Annotated in this window: 19 protein-coding genes and 1 pseudogene; 11 read left to right on the top strand and 9 right to left on the bottom strand. The window is 37.4% G+C overall.

The features are described 5' to 3' along the window. Window positions 1-5: 5 nt before the first annotated feature. The 4 genes from OSH00_RS10335 (at window position 6) to OSH00_RS10320 (ending at window position 1,843) form a co-directional block, all read left to right on the top strand. A complete protein-coding gene (locus tag OSH00_RS10335; RefSeq protein ID WP_266130362.1) occupies window positions 6-1,100 on the top strand; it encodes a fatty acid desaturase family protein in 1,095 nt (364 codons plus the stop codon). A 61-nt stretch (window positions 1,101-1,161) separates the two neighbouring features. Continuing rightward, entirely contained in the window at window positions 1,162-1,341 is a 180-nt protein-coding gene (locus OSH00_RS10330; protein WP_266130361.1) for an SMI1/KNR4 family protein, read from the top strand. A gap of 39 nt (window positions 1,342-1,380) precedes the next feature. Continuing rightward, the gene (locus OSH00_RS10325; protein ID WP_266130360.1) at window positions 1,381-1,536 is read left to right on the top strand and encodes a hypothetical protein; all 156 of its coding nucleotides are present in this window, start codon (window positions 1,381-1,383) and stop codon (window positions 1,534-1,536) included. Further along, window positions 1,529-1,843: an SMI1/KNR4 family protein gene (locus tag OSH00_RS10320; RefSeq protein WP_266130359.1), complete on the top strand. Its 315-nt coding sequence runs from the start codon at window positions 1,529-1,531 to the stop codon at window positions 1,841-1,843. Before OSH00_RS10325 ends, OSH00_RS10320 begins: the two co-directional genes overlap by 8 nt. Before the next feature lie 446 nt (window positions 1,844-2,289). Here OSH00_RS10320 and OSH00_RS10315 read toward each other — a convergent pair whose 3' ends face one another. The 3 genes and pseudogenes from OSH00_RS10315 to OSH00_RS10305 form a co-directional block, all read right to left on the bottom strand. Then, window positions 2,290-3,057 (bottom strand): sulfite exporter TauE/SafE family protein, encoded by a 768-nt coding sequence (locus OSH00_RS10315; protein ID WP_266130358.1) that lies wholly within the window; start codon window positions 3,055-3,057, stop codon window positions 2,290-2,292. A 143-nt stretch (window positions 3,058-3,200) separates the two neighbouring features. After that, a pseudogene (locus OSH00_RS10310) lies at window positions 3,201-5,405 on the bottom strand (TonB-dependent receptor family protein). A 200-nt stretch (window positions 5,406-5,605) separates the two neighbouring features. After that, the gene (locus OSH00_RS10305) at window positions 5,606-6,310 is read right to left on the bottom strand and encodes an SIMPL domain-containing protein (RefSeq protein ID WP_004831412.1); all 705 of its coding nucleotides are present in this window, start codon (window positions 6,308-6,310) and stop codon (window positions 5,606-5,608) included. 503 nt (window positions 6,311-6,813) lie between these two features. On the opposite strand from OSH00_RS10305, the gene OSH00_RS10300 reads away from it, so the two are divergent. Together OSH00_RS10300 and OSH00_RS10295 are read left to right on the top strand one after the other, a co-directional pair. Beyond that, window positions 6,814-8,187: a diaminobutyrate--2-oxoglutarate transaminase gene (locus OSH00_RS10300; RefSeq protein WP_266130357.1), complete on the top strand. Its 1,374-nt coding sequence runs from the start codon at window positions 6,814-6,816 to the stop codon at window positions 8,185-8,187. 3 nt (window positions 8,188-8,190) lie between these two features. After that, window positions 8,191-9,723, top strand: coding sequence for a pyridoxal phosphate-dependent decarboxylase family protein (locus OSH00_RS10295; RefSeq protein ID WP_266130356.1), 1,533 nt, complete (start codon window positions 8,191-8,193; stop codon window positions 9,721-9,723). A 211-nt stretch (window positions 9,724-9,934) separates the two neighbouring features. Here the strand turns inward: OSH00_RS10295 and OSH00_RS10290 are convergent, their stop codons facing one another. From OSH00_RS10290 to mutS, 5 genes are all read right to left on the bottom strand, one after another. Then, window positions 9,935-10,117 (bottom strand): hypothetical protein, encoded by a 183-nt coding sequence (locus tag OSH00_RS10290; protein WP_266130355.1) that lies wholly within the window; start codon window positions 10,115-10,117, stop codon window positions 9,935-9,937. A gap of 138 nt (window positions 10,118-10,255) precedes the next feature. After that, window positions 10,256-10,975, bottom strand: coding sequence for a D-Ala-D-Ala carboxypeptidase family metallohydrolase (locus OSH00_RS10285; protein ID WP_196075465.1), 720 nt, complete (start codon window positions 10,973-10,975; stop codon window positions 10,256-10,258). Between the two features lie 139 nt (window positions 10,976-11,114). Beyond that, window positions 11,115-11,438 (bottom strand): ferredoxin FdxA, encoded by a 324-nt coding sequence (fdxA, locus tag OSH00_RS10280; protein ID WP_266130354.1) that lies wholly within the window; start codon window positions 11,436-11,438, stop codon window positions 11,115-11,117. A gap of 336 nt (window positions 11,439-11,774) precedes the next feature. Beyond that, window positions 11,775-12,311, bottom strand: coding sequence for a GNAT family N-acetyltransferase (locus tag OSH00_RS10275; RefSeq protein WP_420909515.1), 537 nt, complete (start codon window positions 12,309-12,311; stop codon window positions 11,775-11,777). 142 nt (window positions 12,312-12,453) lie between these two features. After that, window positions 12,454-15,108: a DNA mismatch repair protein MutS gene (gene mutS / locus OSH00_RS10270; protein ID WP_266130353.1), complete on the bottom strand. Its 2,655-nt coding sequence runs from the start codon at window positions 15,106-15,108 to the stop codon at window positions 12,454-12,456. Window positions 15,109-15,340: 232 nt separating this feature from the next. Here mutS and OSH00_RS10265 point away from each other — a divergent pair, with 232 nt between their 5' ends. Next, the gene (locus tag OSH00_RS10265; protein WP_266130352.1) at window positions 15,341-16,690 is read left to right on the top strand and encodes a tyrosine-type recombinase/integrase; all 1,350 of its coding nucleotides are present in this window, start codon (window positions 15,341-15,343) and stop codon (window positions 16,688-16,690) included. Between the two features lie 210 nt (window positions 16,691-16,900). Here OSH00_RS10265 and OSH00_RS10260 read toward each other — a convergent pair whose 3' ends face one another. After that, complete coding sequence (locus tag OSH00_RS10260; protein WP_266130351.1) at window positions 16,901-17,689, bottom strand: hypothetical protein; 789 nt, start codon at window positions 17,687-17,689, stop codon at window positions 16,901-16,903. A 158-nt stretch (window positions 17,690-17,847) separates the two neighbouring features. On the opposite strand from OSH00_RS10260, the gene OSH00_RS10255 reads away from it, so the two are divergent. From OSH00_RS10255 to OSH00_RS10240, 4 genes are all read left to right on the top strand, one after another. Beyond that, window positions 17,848-19,530, top strand: a complete 1,683-nt coding sequence (locus OSH00_RS10255; RefSeq protein ID WP_266130350.1) for a hypothetical protein — start codon at window positions 17,848-17,850, stop codon at window positions 19,528-19,530. A 376-nt stretch (window positions 19,531-19,906) separates the two neighbouring features. After that, entirely contained in the window at window positions 19,907-20,899 is a 993-nt protein-coding gene (locus OSH00_RS10250; protein ID WP_266130349.1) for a YagK/YfjJ domain-containing protein, read from the top strand. Window positions 20,900-20,973: 74 nt separating this feature from the next. Further along, on the top strand, window positions 20,974-21,951 hold the full coding sequence (locus tag OSH00_RS10245) for a hypothetical protein (protein WP_266130348.1): 978 nt from the start codon (window positions 20,974-20,976) through the stop codon (window positions 21,949-21,951). A gap of 145 nt (window positions 21,952-22,096) precedes the next feature. Then, complete coding sequence (locus tag OSH00_RS10240; protein WP_266130347.1) at window positions 22,097-22,336, top strand: AlpA family phage regulatory protein; 240 nt, start codon at window positions 22,097-22,099, stop codon at window positions 22,334-22,336. Window positions 22,337-22,497: the final 161 nt, after the last annotated feature.

Genomic DNA, 22,497 nt, shown 5'->3' with positions numbered 1-22,497 from the left:
TTACCATGAATATGCCAGTTAAAATTCAATATTTTAAAAATACCAAAAATCGTGAGCTGAGTCAGACTGAGTTAGATGCACTTGCACGAGAGTTGGATGCAATTAAACAAGAAGTCCTGGATGATATTGGCGAGCAAGATGCCAAATACATCAAAAAGGTGTATGCCGCCATTCGTTACAGCAGTATTTTAGGACGTGCCTGTTTATTTGCTGGCTGGTTCCCACCAGCATGGTTATTGGGTACAGGTTTACTCAGTTTTGCAAAGATTATGGAAAATATGGAACTGGGACATAATGTCATGCATGGGCAATATGACTGGATGAATGATCCACGTTTTAAAGGGACTACCTACGAGTGGGATATTGTGGGAACTTCTGACAACTGGCGTCAAACACATAACTATAAACATCATACCTATACCAATATTAAAGGTATGGATGATGATATTGGTTATGGTTTGTTGCGCCTATTTCCGGAACAACGCTGGAAACCGGGTTTTCTGTTCCAACCTTTATATGCCATTCCGTTCTGTTTATTGTTTCAGTGGGGCGTAGCGATTCAAAATCTTGAAATCGGCAGATTAATCTACAAGCGCAAAACTTGGGCACAGTTTAAAGAAGAATGGAAACCGACACAGAAGAAAATTGGTAAACAGTTCTTTAAAGATTACTTGTTCTTTCCATTAATTGCAGGACCAGCTGCTTTACCTGTTTTTGCAGGGAACTTCGTAGCGAATGGTATCCGTAATATTTGGACATTTAGCATTATTTTCTGTGGTCACTTTACCAAAGACGTTGAGGTCTTTCCTAAGACTGTGTTACAGGATGAAAGCCGTGGTCACTGGTATATGCGCCAAATTCGTGGTTCTTCAAATCTCACAGGATCTGAAGCATTTCATATTTTAACGGGACATTTGAGCCATCAAATTGAGCATCATTTATTTCCCGAAATACCTGCACGACGTTATCGTAAAATGGCACCTAAAGTCGAAGCTGTATGTAAAAAATATGGTCTGAACTACAACAATGCAAGTCTGTTTAAACAGTATGGTCAGGTACTTGGACGTATTGTGAAATATGCTTTCCCATTTAAAAAGTAATGAATAATTTAATGCTAAAGCCACTTCAGAGTGGCTTTTTTATTGCCCTCCAAGGTTTTTTTTGAGTACACTGATTTTTGATTGTTATTCCGATGATGAAAACAACATAATCCAAAAACAATTAGAATATATACAACGCTGGTTAGAACAGCACGCTCCACGAGTTGCAACACAGTCATTGAATCCAGCAGCCAATAATACTCAATTAGAAGCTTTTGAAGCTCAGATTTCTAAACAATGACCTGAAGATTTTAAGACCCTTTATCGTTGGCATGGTGGAATGAATGAAGCGCAGAATTTGGGTAGTTTATTTTACGGTATGGAATTTCTATCACTTGCCAATATTGAAAATAGACGTATGCAACTTTCAGATCTTGTCACTGAACTGTTTATACTGAAACATGCTGACCCACAAATCAACCCAAGCAATGCCTAATCATCGAGATTGGATTCAGTTTGCACATGATGGCGGGAGAACAGGTTTGTATATGGATTTGGCACCAACAGGTACAAGTAAAAGTGGTCAGATCATCTTTATCGATCATGAGTATAACGTGGGAATTTTAGTCGCCAACTCGCTCAGAGATTTACTTGAACAATTTTGTAATGATCTACAAAATGATTTATATCAACTGAATGAAGATGCTTTGGAAGACGAAAATGAGTTTTTAGAAAGTAATCCGTCTATTGATTTAGTCAATTGGCATATGAGTGAACGGTGGGCTCGTCCTGATTTTGAGTAAGTGTTCATTATCTTTTTGAGGGCGCTGTGAGAGGTGAAGGACAATATTTCCTAAACTTCAATATTTATTTGAATTTAAACGTAAGTTTGCACGTATTGAAAATGAATACGCTCAGATCCTGTCTGAATAGCAATTGAGTTTCTGAAATTTTAATGACTGAGTGGGTGCAACTTGGACAACACTATATTCAAAATTTTTGCACTTGAGATTTAAATATACTGAGCTTAACTGAATCCATTACCATCAATTCAATCCTATTGCTTGTATTGAACACTTTGATAGCGCTGAACAAGATCTGAACTATCTATGAAGTGTCGGTTTTGAGCGAAACCCCCACAAGGAGGATGGCTTGATGTAAGGGTTTTACTGATTTATATGAGGAGGATAGTGTGATTATTCTGCATCGGGAACCGATCCAAGCTTAAAGATCAATAGATAGGTTTGTATTAAAAGAATAGGTCATATCCCATCCGCCCAATCAGAAAAATCAGTAGTATCAGAAAGAAAATACGAATAAAACCACTTCCATATTTAAACGCTAAAGCAGTGCCTGCGAGAGAGCCGAGTACATTACATATTGCTAAAATAATGCCTGCCACCCATAAAATATGCCCCGAGGGGATAAAGAAGAACATGGCAGAAATATTGGTGGCAACATTGACTAACTTGGCGGAAGCAGATGCATTGAGAAAATCAAAAGCAAACACTTTCACAAACAGAAAGAGTAAAAAGCTGCCTGTGCCCGGTCCAAAAATACCATCATAAAATCCAATCAATGCGCCAAAAAATAGACCCAGCGCAATTTCTTTTTTTCCTGTTTGTAAAACCGTATGTATTTTGCCTAAATCTTTTTTGGCAAAAGTATAGACCGCAATCAAGATCAGTAAAAAGAACACGATATAGCGCATCAACTCCTTGGGAATCAGCGAAACAGACATGGCACCAAAGAAAGAAAATATGAACGCTGTCAACATGGTCGGCAGGATGAGTTTCCAGTTGATTGTTACTTTCTTAAAGTAAGCAAAAGCAGATGAAACGGTACCTGCCATAGCAATAATTTTATTGGTTCCAAAAACTGTGGATAGACTTCGGGTTGGAAAAGCATGCATTAGGGCAGGTAGGAGTACTAATCCACCGCCCCCCACAGCAGCATCAATTAAGCCAGCGCAAAATGCAAAGAACCCCAAACTGAGCAGTATTGTTTCGTATTCCATTACAGAAGTTCTAACTTTTATTTTAAGAAAACAATCATAGAAGATAATCTATTAAAAGTAATTAAAAAAGCGTAAATCTCAATAGATGAGATTTACGCTGAAGTTGAAGTGATTTGAAAATCTATACAGGTTTGTGAATCAGATTAAAAATCAACTGAGGTTTGTAAATAGAAGGTACGTGGTTGACCGACATATTTTCCACCTGTTGAGTCAGACGAGCGGGTAAAATATTCTTGATCAAATAGATTTTTGATTCCACCGGCAATTTTTAGGCCATAAAAATCTTGACCAAAATCATAGCCAGTACGTACAGCAAAAGTCGAATAACCTGGAATATCTCCAATACGGCCATCTGCGCTTTCTATAGTTTGATAGATATTGCCTGAACCTGGTGCATGTTGTTTGGATTGGGCAAACATATCTACATTGACTGACCATTTTTCAAACGCATAGCCCAGACCTAAATTCCCTACGTGGCGTGAATAATAAGGGAGATCTTTACCCTCAAACTTTCCAGCCTCTGATAGTGCTTTGGTAAATGTGTAATTACTATAGATTTTCAGACCTTGAAGCATCTCATTAACATGTCCAAAATCGTAATTTAAGCCCAGCTCTACACCTTTATGACTGGTTGCACCTAGATTGGTCCAGATCCCTGTACCAATATTATCAGGTCGCTCTAATATCAATTCTTTATCAAAGTCCAGATAAAACACGGTCATTTCGGCATTTAAGCCATTGCCAAGATATTTGGTACCAATCTCATAGTTATTGGATTTTTCAGGATGCAATCCATCTAAAGTCGTAACGGCTTGTCCAGCATCAACCTTGGCTAATTGATTATATTGCTGAGGACCAAATGAAACAGCCGCATTGGCAAAAATGTTCCATTGATCAGTGAAGTTATACTGTACTGCCAAGCTTGGCAAAAACTCATCGGATTTGATTTTTGGATGCACGGTGTTGATGAATTTACCATTTTGATAAGCGCTGTAATCATTTTGCGTCTGAATTGATTCAAAACGTACACCAGGTGTAATGGTCAATGCACCCAGACCAAAACGATTATCAATATACACCGCATGGGCCTTGGTTCCACCTTCACTGATCGTATTGGCCAGACGCTCGCCCGGTATTCCCGTTGCAGTGTTATATGGCGCAGTACGGCCTGAGAACTCAGAACTGTCTTCTTTTAAATAACGGTAGCCAACAGTTACTTCGTTATTCATATTGCCTAAGGTATAGGCGTACGAATAACGTGGTTCAATTCCAAAGTACTTATAATCACGTGGAGAGTTGCTGATTCGGCTATTTGCAGTACCTTCTATAGCAGATTCCAGATCACTGGTACGGAAAGAATCGACATAGTAGCCTAAGATTTCAAAATTATTCCGTTCGTCTTTGTGGCTATATTTTACCGAAACATCGGAACGGCGCCCTGCAAAATAATTTCGATCTTGCTTGGACTGGTAAGGATTTTTTGCATAGTCGGCTGTGGTTAACCCTTCAGGCATTTCACCACGGCCTTCATAATGATGCAAATTGACAGCTAAAGCATCCTGATCAGTAAACTGATATGAAGATTTCAACATCACGTCATCGATATCTATGTCATTATTTGCTTCACGATAGCCATTCCCTTTGGTTCCAGAATAGAGTAAAGCAATCCCTAAGCCATTCTCCATGGTCCCGCCAACAAATAGATTCGGGCTGTACTTCAGTTGATCTGTTCCAGTAGCAAACTCAGTCGTTAAGCCTACGGAACCTGATAATTTTTCAGGGATTGAACGGGTATTGAAGTTGATGATGCCGCCGACATTTTGCGGTCCAAAACGTACAGAACCTGCACCACGAACTATATCAATAGATTCAATATTACCCATTGACACAGGTGCCATAGATAATTGTGGTTGCCCATAAGGCGCAAAAGATAGTGGAACACCATCCATCAAAACTGTTGAGCGTGGTGAGAGACGAGAGGTGAGGCCACGAACGCCTAAATTTAATGAAACATCACTGCCACCAGTGCCATTACTCTCTTGAACTTGAACACTAGGAACCTGTTTTAATGCATCGCGAATGGAAGTTACTGCAGATTCATCCATTTTTTTGCGATCAACAATAGTCCGTGCCCCAGCATGTTGGTGAACTTTTTCAGCATTAGCTTCTTCAAGCCAGTTTCCTTCGGCTCGAACTGTAATTGTTTTAAGTGCTTGAGGCGTACCCGCTTGAGCATCCTCAGCAGAGGATGACATGGATATAAAAGTGAATTAAATGGCAATCGCCAAACTCAGTGGGCTGGGTTTGAATACGGCATAACTGTTTGTGTTGTGAATGGATATATTCATAAGGACTTAACAATTTGGAATTGTGCGTATCTTAATCTGTTCAACATTGTTTTTAAATCATGATGATTATCATTTAAAACTATGGTTTAGTGGGATCAAGTGGAATTTTTAATAAACAATCAAACTGTTAAGCATAAATACTCAGAAACCGTGCTTTAGCACGGTTTCTGTGAGTCTCATTTAGGATTAAATAAAATAGATTATTTAAATTGAATAGAACCATTGGCATTCACTGTGATTTTTGATTCTCCAGCAGCCATATTTTGTCCACCAGCATCAGCAGCCTCAAACTTAGCCATCGACGCTCGTGCAGCATAAATCGGTTGCGGGTAAGAGTTGCTGGTGTTGATATTGATATTTACCAAGTTATAAGACGATTTATTCCATGCCTGAGTTAAAATTTGCGCGCGCTGTTGGAAGTTTTTCGAAGCTTCAACCATTAATTCATTTTCAACTTTTTTACGTTGTTCGTCAGACACTGTGAAATTAATTGACTGGGTTTGGAAGCTGTTTTGCAATTCATTGATTAATTGACTTGCCGCTTTAAAGTCCTTGCTTTCGATTTGGATTTCAGCACGGCCGCGCCAATCTTTTAATTTTTGATTGTCATTGTCATATACAGGGTATGTGGTTTGTGAACCTGTTTCTACTTTAACTTGCGGATATTTTTTAGAGATCGCGATCGCTTGATTCATTAACTGAGTAATCTGTGCTGAAAGTTCAGCAGGTTGTTTGTTGGTTTTTTCAATGAATAATACAGCATGCATTTCGTCATTCGATACTTGACGTGTAGCATCTGCTTGGACATTTACAATATTGTAGTTTAGCGGATCATTATCAGCTGCCATTGTCATTGTGCTCAGTGTTGTTCCCAAGAGTAAAGTGGTTAAGGCTAAGTAACGCATAAGTCATCCTTAAAAAATTGTTTGATTAAATTTTATGACCAAAAAATATATTGTATAAATTGAATCTGTTTTTGATGATAATGGTAGTTTGTGGAAAAACTATGGCGGATTTTGTGGTGCATTTGTAATAATTTACATAAAAATTGCAATAATCTCTTTTTTAAAATATTTTAAAAATTAACTGCTTATGCCTTTATGGGGGAGTGGATTTGTATAGGATCATGTCTTATGGGGAACGTGATTTTAATTGTCTACTTTTCTTTGCTTTGTCACATAGTATGATAATAATACTTGAACTGGATTGAGCTAAATGTTTTTTTCGATAAATGGAGAGTAGATAAGTACATAAAAGTTATTTATTTTCTTGTAAAAAACTGTATTATCGCGCTCCTAGTTATGAATATTAAAAGCTCTCTAACTAGATTTCTATAAAGCACCGAGTCAAAGGACCACAAGTCACCCGACTTATTTCTTTCAACCCATATCAGAGATGGTAATTCGATATGAGCGTTACTTCTGTAAATCCTGCTGCCACTTCCACAAACGAATACTACTTGACTCGCCAAAGTCAGATGGAATCGAATGTTCGTAGTTATCCACGTAAATTACCGTTAGCGATAGCGGAAGCACATGGTTGTTGGGTTACCGATGTTGAAGGTACAAAGTACCTCGATTGTTTAGCTGGGGCAGGAACATTGGCTTTAGGCCATAATCATCCTGCGGTGATTAAAAGTATTCAAGACACTTTAGCAAGTGGTTTACCTTTACATACTTTAGATTTAACAACGCCTTTAAAAGATGCTTTTACTGAAGCACTACTTGAACAACTTCCTGGTGGAAAAGAAGAGTATTGTTTGCAGTTCTGTGGCCCATCTGGTGCAGATGGTACAGAAGCAGCGATTAAATTGGCAAAAACATATACTGGTCGTAGTACAGTGATCAGTTTCTCTGGTGGTTACCATGGTATGACACATGGTGCACTTGCGATGACTGGTAACTTATCTGCTAAAAATGCGGTGAATGGCTTGATGCCAGGCGTACAATTTATGCCATATCCGCATGAATACCGTTGCCCATTGGGGATTGGCGGTGAAGCAGGTGTAGATGCCCTTACTTATTATTTCGAAAACTTTATTGAAGATGTCGAAAGCGGTGTGACCAAGCCAGCTGCTGTAATCCTTGAAGCGATTCAAGGCGAAGGCGGTGTTGTATCTGCGCCTGCAAAATGGTTGCAAAAAATCCGTGAAGTGACTGAGCGTCATAACATCGTATTGATTTTAGATGAAGTTCAAGCGGGCTTTGCACGTTCAGGTAAAATGTTCGCCTTTGAACATGCTGGTATAGAGCCTGATGTGGTGGTGATGTCGAAAGCAGTAGGTGGTAGCTTACCATTGGCTGTATTGGGGATTAAACGCAAGTTTGATGCTTGGCAGCCTGCGGGTCATACGGGAACTTTCCGTGGTAACCAATTGGCTATGGGTACCGGTCTTGCAACGATTAAAACCATCAAAGAGCAAAATCTTGCGAAAAATGCGCAAGAACGTGGTGATTTCCTGCAAGCAGAATTGAAAAAATTAGCACAGGAATACCCATGTATTGGTAATGTGCGTGGTCGTGGTTTAATGATCGGCATTGAAATTGTAGATGAACGTAAGCCAGCGGACCATATGGGTTCACTTCCTGCAGATTCGCAGTTGGCGGCTGCCATTCAAACTGCATGTTTTAACAATAAATTATTGTTGGAAAAAGGTGGTCGCAGTGGTACGGTGATCCGTCTACTTTGCCCGTTGATCATTACTCAAGAAGAATGCGAAGACGCGATTGCACGCTTTAAGAAAGCTGTTGCTGAAGCGCTTGTTGCAGTTCGAGGCGCTTGATTTATGGTAGATTTTGCAGAACATCGTAAAGCGTTACTCTGCAATGATGCTCAATCCATTGCTGACTATGAGTCAGCAATGGCTGAGGCGACTAAAGCAGTCGCGGCATGGTTGCAAAACGATAAAATGTATACAGGCGGAAGCATTAAAGAATTGCGTGAAGCAATTTCTTTTACGCCGTCTAAAGAAGGACTAGGGCTTCATCAATCGCTTGAGCGAATGGTTGAACTTTTCCTCAACAAGAGTTTAAAAGTACATCATCCTCATTCTTTAGCACATTTGCACTGCCCAACGATGGTGACCAGTCAAATTGCTGAAGTGTTGATTAATGCCACAAACCAATCAATGGACTCTTGGGATCAAAGCCCAGCAGGTTCATTGATGGAAGTTCAATTGATTGACTGGTTGCGCCAAAAAGTGGGCTATGGTGCAGGTCAAGCAGGCGTATTCACTTCTGGTGGTACACAGTCAAACTTGATGGGTGTACTGTTGGCGCGTGACTGGAGTATTGCCAAGAATTGGAAAGATGAGGACGGTCGTCCTTGGTCGGTTCAACGTGACGGCGTTCCAAACGAAGCGATGCGTAATGTCAAAGTGATTTGCTCTGAAAATGCACATTTCTCTGTACAAAAGAATATGGCAATGATGGGCATGGGCTTTCAGTCTGTGGTCACTGTACCTGTCAATGAAAATGCCCAGATGGATGTCGATGCGCTTGAAAAAACCATGGCGCATTTACAGGCTGAAGGCAAAATCGTAGCATGTGTGGTTGCGACAGCAGGGACGACAGATGCGGGTGCGATTGATCCATTGAAAAAAATCCGTGAAATTACCAACAAATATGGCGCGTGGATGCATATCGATGCGGCATGGGGTGGTGCGCTGATTCTTTCAAATGACTATCGTTCAATGCTGGATGGAATTGAATTGTCTGATTCAATTACATTGGATTTCCACAAGCATTATTTTCAAAGCATTTCATGTGGCGCATTCTTGCTTAAAGATGAAGCAAATTATCGCTTCATGCATTATGAAGCTGAGTATTTAAACTCGGCTTATGATGAAGAGCATGGGGTGCCGAACCTTGTTTCGAAGTCATTGCAAACAACACGTCGTTTCGATGCGTTGAAATTGTGGATGACAATCGAAAACTTGGGTGAAGAGCTATATGGTTCGATGATTGATCACGGTGTTAAGCTGACGCGTGAAGTTGCTGACTATATCAAAGCTACCCAGGGCCTAGAGCTTTTGGTTGAGCCACAATTTGCATCGGTGTTGTTCCGTGTCGTTCCAGAGGATTATCCTGTGGAGTTGCTGGATACATTGAATCAAAACGTTGCAGATGAATTATTTGCACGTGGTGAGGCCAATATTGGTGTAACCAAGGTGGGGCAGGTTCAATCTTTGAAAATGACCACTTTAAGTCCAGTCGCAACTTTAGACAACGTGAAAAATCTTCTTGCTTTGGTGTTGGAAGAAGCAGATCGTATTAAAGCTGCAATTGCAGATGGCACATATACACCTGCAATTGACTAGATTGATATCCAGTTGATTGATCTGAAATAGACTTTGTCTATTTTAAAACGCCCGATGAATTTCATCGGGCGTTTTTATTTAAAGGTGTTTTGATCTAAAATATAGCCAACCTGTCAAAAAATTCAGACGCAAGAATATAATCTCTTTTACTTAATATTTTTAATTCAATCAATTGCCTGTAAGAATAAATTATTTGCTTATAAAAAAGCTTTCAATGCCACACTTTGCATTGAAAGTTTAAATACCTTTGCGTAGGCGATGCTTCACTTTTCGTAGGAGATGTCAAACCTTGCGCTTCAAGCAAAGCAGCGCTTTGTTTTTGCTCATGGGTGAGAGGTATGTCTTGTACCTTCCCAACGGCGACATCCATGTCGCCCCAAGGTAGGATAACCATCTAGGATCCAAAAGCACAAAAAACGAATTAATAACCTGGTTTCTAAAGTTCATACAGAAACATAAGCTTCATTTAGGATCAAAAACTTGGTCATAAAAAAGAGATCTTATCGATCTCTTTTAAATTGAATATGAGGTATTAGAAATTACACATTGAGCTATTACGAGTGAGATCAGGACCCCAGGTACGATAGCCTTGTGTGTCAATATGGATTTGTCCTGAAGCATATAATCCTAAGCCCATATTTAGGCTTTGGCCGTACTGCGCCCAGAATTGGCAAAGTTTGAACTTGGTATGTTCAATATAAGCATAATCTTCAGGTTGAGGATTTTCAGGACCAATACGAAAATCAATGGCTGAATTAAATAAATGCCGTGAAGAGCCAGCACCGCCGGCGCATTGATTTAATGGTAAGTCACGATAGACCGAAGTGACGGTAAAATCAGTCAATACTTTGGATGCAACCAGATACTTAAACACTTTCAATGTTGGTAATTGATTATTCCATAATTCACGGCTTGGGATCATATATTCTGATTTACCACATTTTTCCCAATCACGTGCAGTTTTAAATAGTTCAAAACTTGGAATAATGTTCCCTGCATTGTTTTGTTCAAGGAAACGTTCATAGCCACGCGCACGAGACTGATTGTCACCATACATTAACCATTGGCGATAAGAGGCGGGCATGGTCTTTTGTGGGATTGGCCGTTCAATCGTAATTTTTTCTTCAGGGATATAAATACGTTGACCATGCGGTGTGCTAATTGTTGGATTCTTTTGAGGGGAAGATGTACATCCAGCCAGAATCATTGTAGTAACACCGACAGCAAGTAGACCTTTCAAAATAAATTTCATTCTCAATATTAGCTAAAGAAAGTAACGGAGTATTCTAGTCTAGTTTAGATTGGGTATTATGAATAAATTGCAAATAAATGTATAAATTGCATATTTAAATGCAAAAAGATCAGCCTAAGCTGATCTTTTAGGACAATACTTATTTCTCTAAGTACTGTAATTTATCTGGCTTACCATTCCATTCTTCACGATCTGTTGGTTGATCGCCAATTTGAGTGATATTAGGCCATTTTTGTGCAAGCTCAGCATTTAATTCAATAAAGACTTCTTGACCTTCAGGTAATTCGTCTTCTGAGAAAATTGCATTTGCAGGACACTCAGGTTCACATAATGCACAGTCAATACACTCGTCTGGGCTAATGACAAGGAAATTCGGACCTTCATAAAAACAGTCTACTGGACATACTTCTACGCAGTCTTGATATTTACACTTAATACAATTTTCAGTGACAACAAAGGTCATGGCGTCAGCTACCTAAAAATATGGTTCTAATTAATAATGCTGTATTTTAGGGAAAACGCGACAAAGTAACAATTGCTTTTATTGATATTTAATATAGATGAACCTGCTGAATCAATTTTTTTTATAGGAAAAAGATATTTTTTGTGATGAATTTTGCAATTTTATGAATATCGGTAATGATTCTAAGAAATCTATAGTTTAAAAAATGCTAAGAATATTAAAAAAAAGGTATAACTGTAATATTGAATAAATCACAAAAAATGTTTTATTGCTTGAATAATAAACCGATGATATAGATCCTGTCAGTGCTTGAAGGGGACTGACAGGATTTCATGGCTATTCACTGAGTTCATAAATTAAATGAATATCCTCGGGCTCTAAAGCCCAGAGCTGTTGATCTGGGTTTTCTAAAAGCTTTGCACCTTGTTTGAGATAAAAATCAACTGTACGTTGTGTGGGAGTTGCCGAAATATAGAGTTGTTTGGCACCTAATTGTTTTGCTGAAGTGGCGGCTGTTTGCATCAACTGACTGCCAATGCCGTGCCCTTGATGATCTGCATCGACATAAAAATATTGCAGTAGCTTGGCCTGTGGATAATCAGTAATCCTTTGATTCGATACGACCTGAACTGCGATAAGTTGACTTGATGGATTAAAGCCACCAATGCAAATAGCACCTTGTTGGCAAAGGTGTTTAATCAAGGGCGGATCATTTTCAAGATGATGTTGATCCCAAGTTTGCACATCATAAAAGCAGTCAACGTGCTGCAACTGTTGCCCCTGTTGTTGATACATGCGTGTGATTAATTCCTTTCGATCAATCTGTTGCCAAATCAAATCAATCTCAGTGTGTTGTAATGGTCTAAAGGAAATATTGATTTTACGATCCTCAAATTTGTTTCAACTACTTTTGATATATTAAAATTGTGTGTTGTAGTATTCAGATTTTCACTTTGTTTGCAATATGCTTTTCTAGAACCCGCTTAGAATAACAAGCAGGTTCTGAAATATTGGCTTATGACTTCAAAGCTGCTTTAAGTGCATACAATTGCTCAAGGGCTTGGCGAGGGGTTAGATCATCAAGGTCGATATTTGCCAAAGTATCAAGCACAGGAGAGGGCTTAATGATTTCAATGACTTTCTCAATTTCGATGATTTGTTCCTTCTCTACAGTTTCAATACTGTTTAAGTCTGCAAATAAGTCATTTTGTACCACGGATTGCAATTGTTGCTGTTGTTGCTTTTCTAAAATTTTTAAGCGTTTTTGAGCTTCTTTGATGACTCCAGCAGGAATACCTGCAAGTTTTGCGACTTGTAAACCATGGCTTTGACTGGCAGGACCTTGTTGTACCTTATGCAATAAAATCAAATTACCATTTAACTCTTTTGCCGTGACATGATAATTATCAATCGCGACTTCTTTTGATAATTCAGTTAATTCAAAATAGTGGGTTGCAAAAAGGCATAAGCATTTGATGCGCTTGGTTAAGTCGAGCACACATGCCCAAGCCAGCGACAGACCATCATAGGTACTTGTACCTCGACCAACCTCATCCATCAACACCAAAGACTGATTGGTGGCATGATGTAAAATTTGTGAGGTTTCAGTCATTTCCACCATGAAAGTTGATTTACCGGTAGATAAATCATCGGCAGAACCAATACGAGTAAAGATACGATCTATAGGACCAAGTTTTGCGGCTTTGGCAGGAACGAAACTACCACAGTAGGCGAGTAAGCTGATCAGAGCAGTTTGACGCATGAAAGTCGATTTCCCACCCATATTTGGACCTGTAATGATTGCCATGCGATGATTGAAATCAAGATGGGTATCGTTTGGTGTAAATGGTGCTTTACTCAAGGATTCGACCACAGGATGACGACCAGCAGTAATTTTAATGCCGATTTCTGGGCTATATTCTGGTCGATTCCAATTGTTTAAACGTGCTTGATGTGCAAAGTTCGCCAATAGATCAATATGTGCAATTGAGGCACTCATCATCTGCAAATTTGCAATGTCCGCTCTTAACTCATCTAGCAACATTTCAAAAAGCAGCTTTTCCCTAGCCAATGCACGAGATTCACTGGAAAGTACTTTATCTTCAAAAGATTTTAACTCTGGCGTAATGTAGCGTTCAGCATTTTTTAATGTCTGACGACGAATATAATGTTCAGGAGCCTGCTCTGCCTGAGCGCGTGTTAGTTCAATGTAATAACCACTGACACGGTTATAACCAATTTTTAAGGTGTTAATTCCTGTTGATTCACGTTCCTTGATTTCCAGATCAATCAGAAATTGTCCAGCATGATCTCGGATTTTACGAAGTTCGTCTAATTCAGTATCGAAGCCTTCGGCAATGACATTACCGTCGCGCAACAAAACAGGTGGATGTTCAACGATGGCAGACATCAAACGCTGGTGCAATCCATTAAAATCGCCCAATTCTTCATTTAATTGCCCAATTAATTTAGATTGTTGGGTATTGAGAATAGGTTGCAGGGCATGTCTTAAAAAGGGGATTTGTGCGCATGCCTGACGTAGTTGTACCAAATCACGCGGGCGTGCACTCCCCAGCGCGACCCGACTTAACACACGTTCAATATCTCCAATTTCTTTGAGCACTAAACGTACAGGTGTTTCATGGTAACCTTTGAGCAATGTATCTGTAGCATCAAGCCGCTCATCTAATATTTGTGTATCACGTATAGGCTGCATCAAGGTACGTGCAAGCAGACGACCTCCCATGGCAGTTTGGCAATCATTGATCAGACTAAATAATGATGTTCCATGTTCAAAAAGAGGATCAATAATTTCTAAATTGCGTCGAGTGACAGGATCCAATGCAATAAAATCTGAACTTTGTTCTAATTTAATTGAACGAATATGCGGCAAAGCCGTTTTTTGAGTTTCTTTCGCATAATGAAGTAAGGCAGCAGCTGCGGCTTTAGCCAGGGGTAAATGATCAATCCCAAAGCCAGAAAGTGTAGAAACAGCAAACTGATCACACAAGGTTTTTTGTGCATTATTTAAATTGAAATCAACATTAGGGCGTTTGGTGATAGGACACTCAATTTGTTTTTTTATTTGCTCAATAATATTGGGATCGACAATGTCTTCATCGACTAGAATTTCACTTGGCATTAATCGCGCCAGTTCAATCGCAAGATTTTCAGATTTAAAATCTTGCTGCTGAACTTTAAAAATACCTGCACTTAAGTCAAGCAGTGCTATACCGATCTGATTTTGCTGAAAGCATAAGGCAACAAGATTGGATGATTGTGTCGCCGTCAATAAGGCATCGTCAGTCAGTGTGCCTGGGGTAATGATTCTGACGACACCACGTTCAACAGGTCCTTTTCCTGTGACTTCACCAATCTGCTCACAGATCACCACAGCTTCGCCTTTTTTGACTAAACGAGCCAAGTAGCCTTCAGCAGCATGATAAGGTACACCTGCCATTGGAATAGGTTCACCATTGGCTTTTCCACGGTGCGTGAGCGTAATTCCAAGTAGTTTGGCTGCTTTTTTTGCATCATCAAAGAAAAGTTCGTAAAAGTCGCCCATGCGATAGAACATGAGTGAATGCGGATGCTGCATTTTTACTTTTAAATATTGCTGCATCATTGGGGTGTGAGAAGATAAGTCAGCCAATGTTTCTATGCTATTCATGTATGTTAAATCCTTAAATTTAAATAATAAATAAATTATTTTTGAAAGTTTGGCTGTCCAACCAATTCTAACAACTTCTGTTTAAATCCAACCTAATCTAAGAAAAAAGTGTACCTTTTAGTGTACCTTTTTTTATGTCAAAATTGAGTCAACAGTGTGTGAGAAATCTAATTGATTTCTCACTTTCGGCATTTTAACAAATTGAAGCCAATTAACAAAAAGGAATACTCCTATGAGCGAGGAAATAAACAACAAAAAGAAAGTGGCATTATCGGCTCGTGCTATTGATAAAATGAAGACAGGGGATGCCGTAAAGAGCGATATTGGTGAATATTCTGGTTTGAGAGTGGTTTGTGGCAAAACTGGATTGAAAAGTTTCATTTATCGTTATCGGAGTCCTATAGATAATTCATTGAAGAAAATTACTTTGGGGAATTACCCTAATATGTCTTTAGCTGAAGCGCGTATAGAGTTACAGCGTTTGAAGTTATTAAGATCACAAGGAGTTTGTCCAGTAACTGAAAAGAAAGCAGAAAAACTGGTAATCAAAAATAAAAAAGAAACCCTCTCTGAAACTAATAAAATAGTAACCGTAAAAGATGTAGTTGATCTCTATTTAACTGAAGTGATTGAAGATAAAGTAATTATTGATCCACGATCTGGAGTTAAGAAAAATATACAAGGCGCACGAAATTTAAAAGGGCAACTTGAAGCAAGACGAACTCTATATACTGATGTAGTTGCAGTTTTAGGACATAGACAAGCTGAAAGTGTAGTTAGAAAAGATATTGTAGAATTTATTAAGAAGATTGTTGATCGTGGAGCTCAGGTACAAGCAGGGCGTGTGCTATCGGAGTTAATCATTGCCTATGATTATGCAATAGGTTTAGATTATTTTTCTGAAAGTTTTGCTAACCCTGCTTTACTTGCTAAATCCAGTTTGAAACAAACAAGAATAAAGCTTACCTCTAATAAACGCACAAGAGTACTTTCTGATTCTGAATTGAAAAAAATGCTTGCGTGGTTACCAGAATCAGGGTTTTCTAAACATCATAAGAGTATATTAAAAGTAGCGCTTTGGACAGGTGCGCGAACAGGTGAAATTTGTTCAGCTGAGTGGAAAGATATTAATTTAGAGAACGCGACTTGGCACTTAAAAGGAACAAAAAATGGCAGTGAGCGTTTTGTTCAATTATCGCAACAATGTGTAGAGTACTTAAAAGCTCTTCCACGTTTGAATAGTCTATATTTATTTCCATCATTTCGCACAGGTAAACCGATTGCCCAAAAAACTTTGACTGAAACAAAGTGGGTGTTAAAAGAAAAAGGTAGAGCTACTAATCATAATTTACAACTACATCAATTATGGCCAGAAGAAATCGAGGATTGGAATCCTCATGATTTAAGAAGAACATTGAGAACTAATTTATCTAGGTTAGGATGTCCGACGGATATTGCTGAAGCTATATTGGGGCATTCTAAAAAAGGAATAGAGGGGACGTATAATTTACACACTTATGAAAATGAGTGTGCAACATGGTTACAAAAATGGGCTGATTACTTGGAGTCTTTAGAGGTATGAGTTCTCCATGAGTTCGAATCTCACCGCTTCCGCCAAATATCTAAATAAGCCCTTGTGATTACAAGGGCTTATTTTTCATCTGTGGTTTTACCCCTCAACTTACCCCTCATAAAAAATTGGATTGAATTGAGCAGAATTAAAATGGATCAGATAGATTTAGACGCTGGTCTAATTTGTACTAGTATTCACATCTAATTTTCTATTTTTTAATTAACTTTCTGGGTTTAAGTCTTGAACTTCTATCATTGAAGCTGCTTCCTCTATTCTTGTTTTAATTTCTTCAGATAATTTGTCTAATAGAGATGAGATAACTCTACTTTCAAGGACTTCTGTATAGACCTGTTGATCCAATATGTTTTCTAGACTTTGATTCAGACGCAGTTGAAAATCTTTAGTGACATAGTCAGAAAAAGAACTACTCAAATTTTCTAATTTTTTATTGTGCTGAATGACTAGAGCCTTATTTCGTTTTTTGTACTGATTATTTTGTTGTTTAAGCAAATTTAGTTGTTCATTTTGAAATTGCATCTTTATCGTATTTTGGTGATTTAATTCTTTTGTTTCTCTCATTTTTAAACTTAAACCATCCATTAGAAAGTTAAGCCCATTTTGTATTGTATTTAACTCGTTATCTTTAATAATTTGCTCAAGTCTACTCATTGTTTTTTGATCAATGAAAAGTTGCTTTTTAACTCTGTTTTCATTTTTATTTTTTAAGTTAAATTTGAAAATTCGGAATTTGATTTTTAGTTTATTAAATACTTCATCTGAAAGACTTACTGGAACATAATTCAATGCTAAAAAATTCTTAATGAAAGCTTGATGATCAAAATGAGACTTGAGGTGTGGAGTATCACTGATTAAAAAATTTAGATTTCTTTCATTCGGTTCATATTTTTTTATCAGATTTCCAAGTGCCAACTCTTGTTCTAAAAATTGTTTTTTTAATCCCTCTTCTTTGATCAACCAAGCCTGAAGACTCATAACTTTATTTGCCATTTTTAACTAATGTTTTCATTTAACATAGAAATTAAATTAACATTAAATTTTTATTAAATAAATATTAATTAACTTATATTGTTATTTTAAGTATTAAAACGTGCCTATCATAAAATCGTGGTAGTATTTTTCCAGAGTACGTTTAAGTAAGAAGTGAAATGGAAAGAACCGATTTAACTTTATATGCTTTATATATTTTGAGATTAAATCAGCTCAAGGTCGGTGACTTGTCTCCCTATGGTCATTGGGTTCTATTACGTTTCATTCTTGCATTTGGAACTCATGTCTGTTCTATGCCTTTGCAGGAATTGGCTAACAAAATAGGTGTGCAACATAAAAAGCTAAGGAGGGTATTAGAGGAGCTTCAACAGTCGAATTTAATTACTGTGAGTTATCCCGAGCAGGGTAAGCGTGCAAGAGTAAGGCATATACGAATCAATCATGAGCACTTTTTGGGAGGCATGTTGTCTAATGGAACTAAAAATACTGAGTATCATAAAAGGGCAATCGGCAGATTAAAGCAACGTTTAGCTTTATATCCCATGATTGAAAGGTTGTTTGACGTTATTCAGACAATTTCGACCAGTGAACTAAAACAAGAAAGTAAACTTGATTTTAAATCTGCATTATTGCTGTTAACGTTACTAACTTATAGCAATCAATTTGGTATTGTGATGGGCTGTGGGAATGTTGAAATATATAAATCGACAGGCTTAAAAAAACAGTCGATATATAAATATTTGTACAGACTCATGTATTCACGATTCATACGTAGTCGAGCTGAAGGAAGCATTCGTAATGCTTTCATCTCATTAGAAGATCCAATTTTTAGTTTGAACCTATCTCATACTCTTTGGGGTGAGGCTGCTATTTATGGTCGATTTTATATAATCGAATATCCAGAAAAGCATCAGTTTGAAGTGAAGCGATTAGCTTATGTTAAACATAGAATTTCTAGAAAAATAAAAAAAGAAAATTCAGATGTAGAAAACCAGAATTTTCTTTGTGATCCAATTAGCTATTTATTCAAATCTGAGCGAGTAAATAGGGATTCCTTTGTTCAATACCAACAAGAAGAATATGACCTTCTTTCTGGAGCAGTTAAAGAGTTAAGTGAGCAGGATGCAGACTATCTCAAATTGATTAGATTTGATCATTTAGGTGCTCAAGAACTTAAAAAAATAGTTTACAGCTATAATCAGGGGGATGTTTTACTACAATGCTATCTTGAGCAGCATTGTTGTGAGCTCTATTGTAATGAAGGTTCAGTTTATAAGCAGTTATTGCAAGGGGCTTCAGTAAGGCTTGAACATCAAGGGCTGATGGCATTATTTGCTGGTAAAAAATATTATCGTGAAGTGATTACTGATACTCAATTCGATGTGACGTTTAACGAAGAGAGTTATAATAAGTACTTATTAGAGCGTCAGTTGAAAGAGATCAGACAAGCTTCCTTTGATAGGGTATTGATGTCAATGCTGGACTTAATCGCTTTTAATCAGATCTACCTTTATTTCAAGCTTTCCATAGGATTTGAGGAGCAAGAAAGGATTACGAATAAAAAATATAGAGTCCTCACGATGAAACCCCCATTTAGAATCTTACCTCGAAGTATGGAGCAAACCCGATACAGTTGTATCTTTGTTCCTGATATTGAATTGAAAGAAGATCGGTTTTTTCATGGAAAAGTTAAAGTCCAGATTGAACAATCTTTGCAAATTAATGAAGCTAAATCCATATCCATACTCTCTCAACAAATTACGCCCTCGGATGAGGAGTTAGAGCAGTATGGTATTTTAAGTTCTTTCGCTAATGACAAATTCAGTATAGTAGCGGTGTAGTTAAATAAATAGAAAATAGATTTCCCCCTTAAGTATCGTAAATCTAATTAATATCAATCTTGCAGGATTGCGAGAGGAGAATAACTTGCAAGCTATGGCTAGTCTTTAATTTTTGTATTGTGATGAAGTCGGTAAATATTATTATTAGATTGCTAATATTAATACAATTAGTAAGTTAGTGCTAATTGTAAATGTAGTATGAGTAACTAATGTCATATCAATACCAAGTATCAAATTTATCTTCACTCTATTTCTCAGTAGGCTTAAGCAACAGAGAATGTCACATCTCTATTCATAAGATAGTAATACTCTCAATCAATCATAAATTACTGATTATACCTTAGATATGTCATATTCATATCTAAGGAAATTCTTCGTGTTGTCATTTGATCTATCGCATCAAGCAGCAGTCTTATCTGCAATTAATCACTTTATCGAGCTCAGTTTAAACTTTGATATCAGTGATCGAGAACTTGTTACCTTTTTGGAGCATTTGATTCCAGCCTTTAAGGCATTTGATCAAGATGGGGTTCAGTACAGTGCCTCGATTCAAGTATTTCAGAATGTGGTTAAATTGGTAGATGATGCACGAGATGCAAGAATTTTCATGGATTATCTGGATCAACTTTCCTCTAATCAGATTAAGGAGATTCGCCAAACTATTTTGAAGTATCGTTTTGCTATTCTTGAGGAGATACGACAGTTTCGAGATCAGGAGAGAGAAAATCAGAAAGCATTTCTAGAACAAGTAAAAACCATTATCTATGATCATTATCAGGTCTTGCTTGTTCGCATTGATCTAGGGTATTTGAAAACCTCTATGCCAGCTATTAGCATTAAGGATTTCTATGCACATATTATTTCTCTCATCAGATTTATGAAAGATAAAAATGGCTGCTTTAAGCATCTATTGGGATACGGGCTTGCTCTAGAGCAAGGTGTAACAAAAGGCTATCATGGACATCTACTGTTGATCTATAACGGATCTGAGCGAAATCAGGATTTTGTTCTTGCAAATAATGTGACTAATAAGTGGGAATCCATTACTGATAATGCAGGGTATGGGAGACATTCAAATACAATGGAAATTAAAGAGGGGTATCAAGCTAAAGGAGTTCTGGGAGTAGGGATGATTAAGCGGGAACATTCATTGCAAGTAAGGAACGCTTTAAAAGTGGCTAAGTATCTTGTTGAACCAGAAAAGTATGGACAAATGCTGTTAGTAAAACCAGTTAATCGTAGAAGTTTTTTTAAGGGGATTTATAAACCCCATGGTCGCCAGTATCAATTAAAGTTTGAATCGCGTTTAGTAGACCTTTTGCCAGATATAATCGGGAATCAGGAGGATATTGAATGGTTTCATAACTAGTGCTGTTATTGGAACAATAAAAAAATATCAGGTTACACGTCCTATGAATTTAATTTCTTTATAGGACGATTCAAATGACTTACCAATCACCAGATCTCACGACAGCTCCTCGTCTAGAAAATGACATAAATGAGTTTTATCGAGAAGTTCGCTTCAGTAAATCTGCTGAAGGAGTTAAGTATGATGATTATTTAAAGCAGATACAGCATAGATGGCAAAGTATATTTTTGGTTTATATCAATGACTGGAACTTCTTGCTTCAATTACGTTTAAGGAATTATGAGTTTAGTTTTTGGTTAAATTGCTTTCACAAGGCTTATTTGCATACGTTGGTAGAAGCAAAGCTTTCAGATGTATTTTTTCAACCATCAAAATCTCATAATGAAAAATGGTTGATTCAAAATATTTTGAGAATACTACAAAACCTCTTTCAGACCACAGGCTTTCATGAGCATATGAACCAACAGAATGAACGATATCAGAAGCGTATTGACTCTATTCGAGAAGCTTATTGCGCGACAAGTGAATTGAGTGTAGGGGCAATAGATCATAAGTTCTACCTAAGTTATCTGGAGGGTTCAGAGTTAGTTTTCGACATTAGTGAACTTACAAAAACGTATCATTCATTTGAAAAAAGGCTTAAACAACAGCTTTGGTATAACACTCAGGTTATATTCACTTTCTATGATGTTGTTCGAAATACTAAACTCAACAGATATATGATCCGTTTCTATATTACGATTCATAATACTTTTGGTTCTGAGCATATCAATTATGAACTATGGATTGCTCAGCTATGGTCTGAGGAGACAAGTCGTATGGGGATTCTCTTAAATAAATTCCAGCTAGAAAACCGTGAAACAAGTGAATTCATAATTAATGATGTTAATACCGATGAGATATTTCATTGGGTAGAGCCAAATGATCCACTTGAAAATCTTGATCATTTACCAAGTGCGGTGACAATCACGAGTAAACAAATGGAGAAGTTATGTGTTTATCCATGTGGTTTTAAGACCTTTAATGGTAAGAAGGCGGCATTCTTCAAGTAAAATAATCTTAGAGTAAATAATTTCCCTACTCCCATCAAATGGGAGTAGGGATGTTTATCTCTTTTAATTGCATCATTATTTTTTTATTGGGTTGCACATGCTATGTGCAGAAAGCACGCCTTCATATCGAATAGGAACCAATCAGATGAATGCGTTTAATACTCAAACATTTCAGATCAACCAAATTTTAAACATCAAACAAGTAACTTTAATAACTGGGTTAAGTAGAGCAACGATATACTCGATACTTGATCCAAAATCTAAACACCATGATGCCACATTTCCTAAGCAGATCATTTTATCAACGAATCGGGTAGGATGGATTGCACAAGAAATCCATGAGTGGATACAATTAAAGGTTTCCCAAAGGCTAACGAGAATTTGATGCTGAGATGAACTTTAATATTGAATTCTTGAGAGTATTGGATTTAATGCCATTACTCTTTAGTTTACATGTTGAATTCCTAAATTACTTTTATAATTTTGGTAAGGTGAATAAAAAAGTTATAAAATATGAAAGTGTACATCTTTACTAACTAAATATGA

It is taken from the genome of Acinetobacter nematophilus (genome assembly GCF_026344175.1).
Lineage (GTDB): Bacteria > Pseudomonadota > Gammaproteobacteria > Pseudomonadales > Moraxellaceae > Acinetobacter > Acinetobacter nematophilus.
Note: the sequence above shows the minus strand (reverse complement) of the source record. Positions and strands in the feature narration are given on the sequence as shown.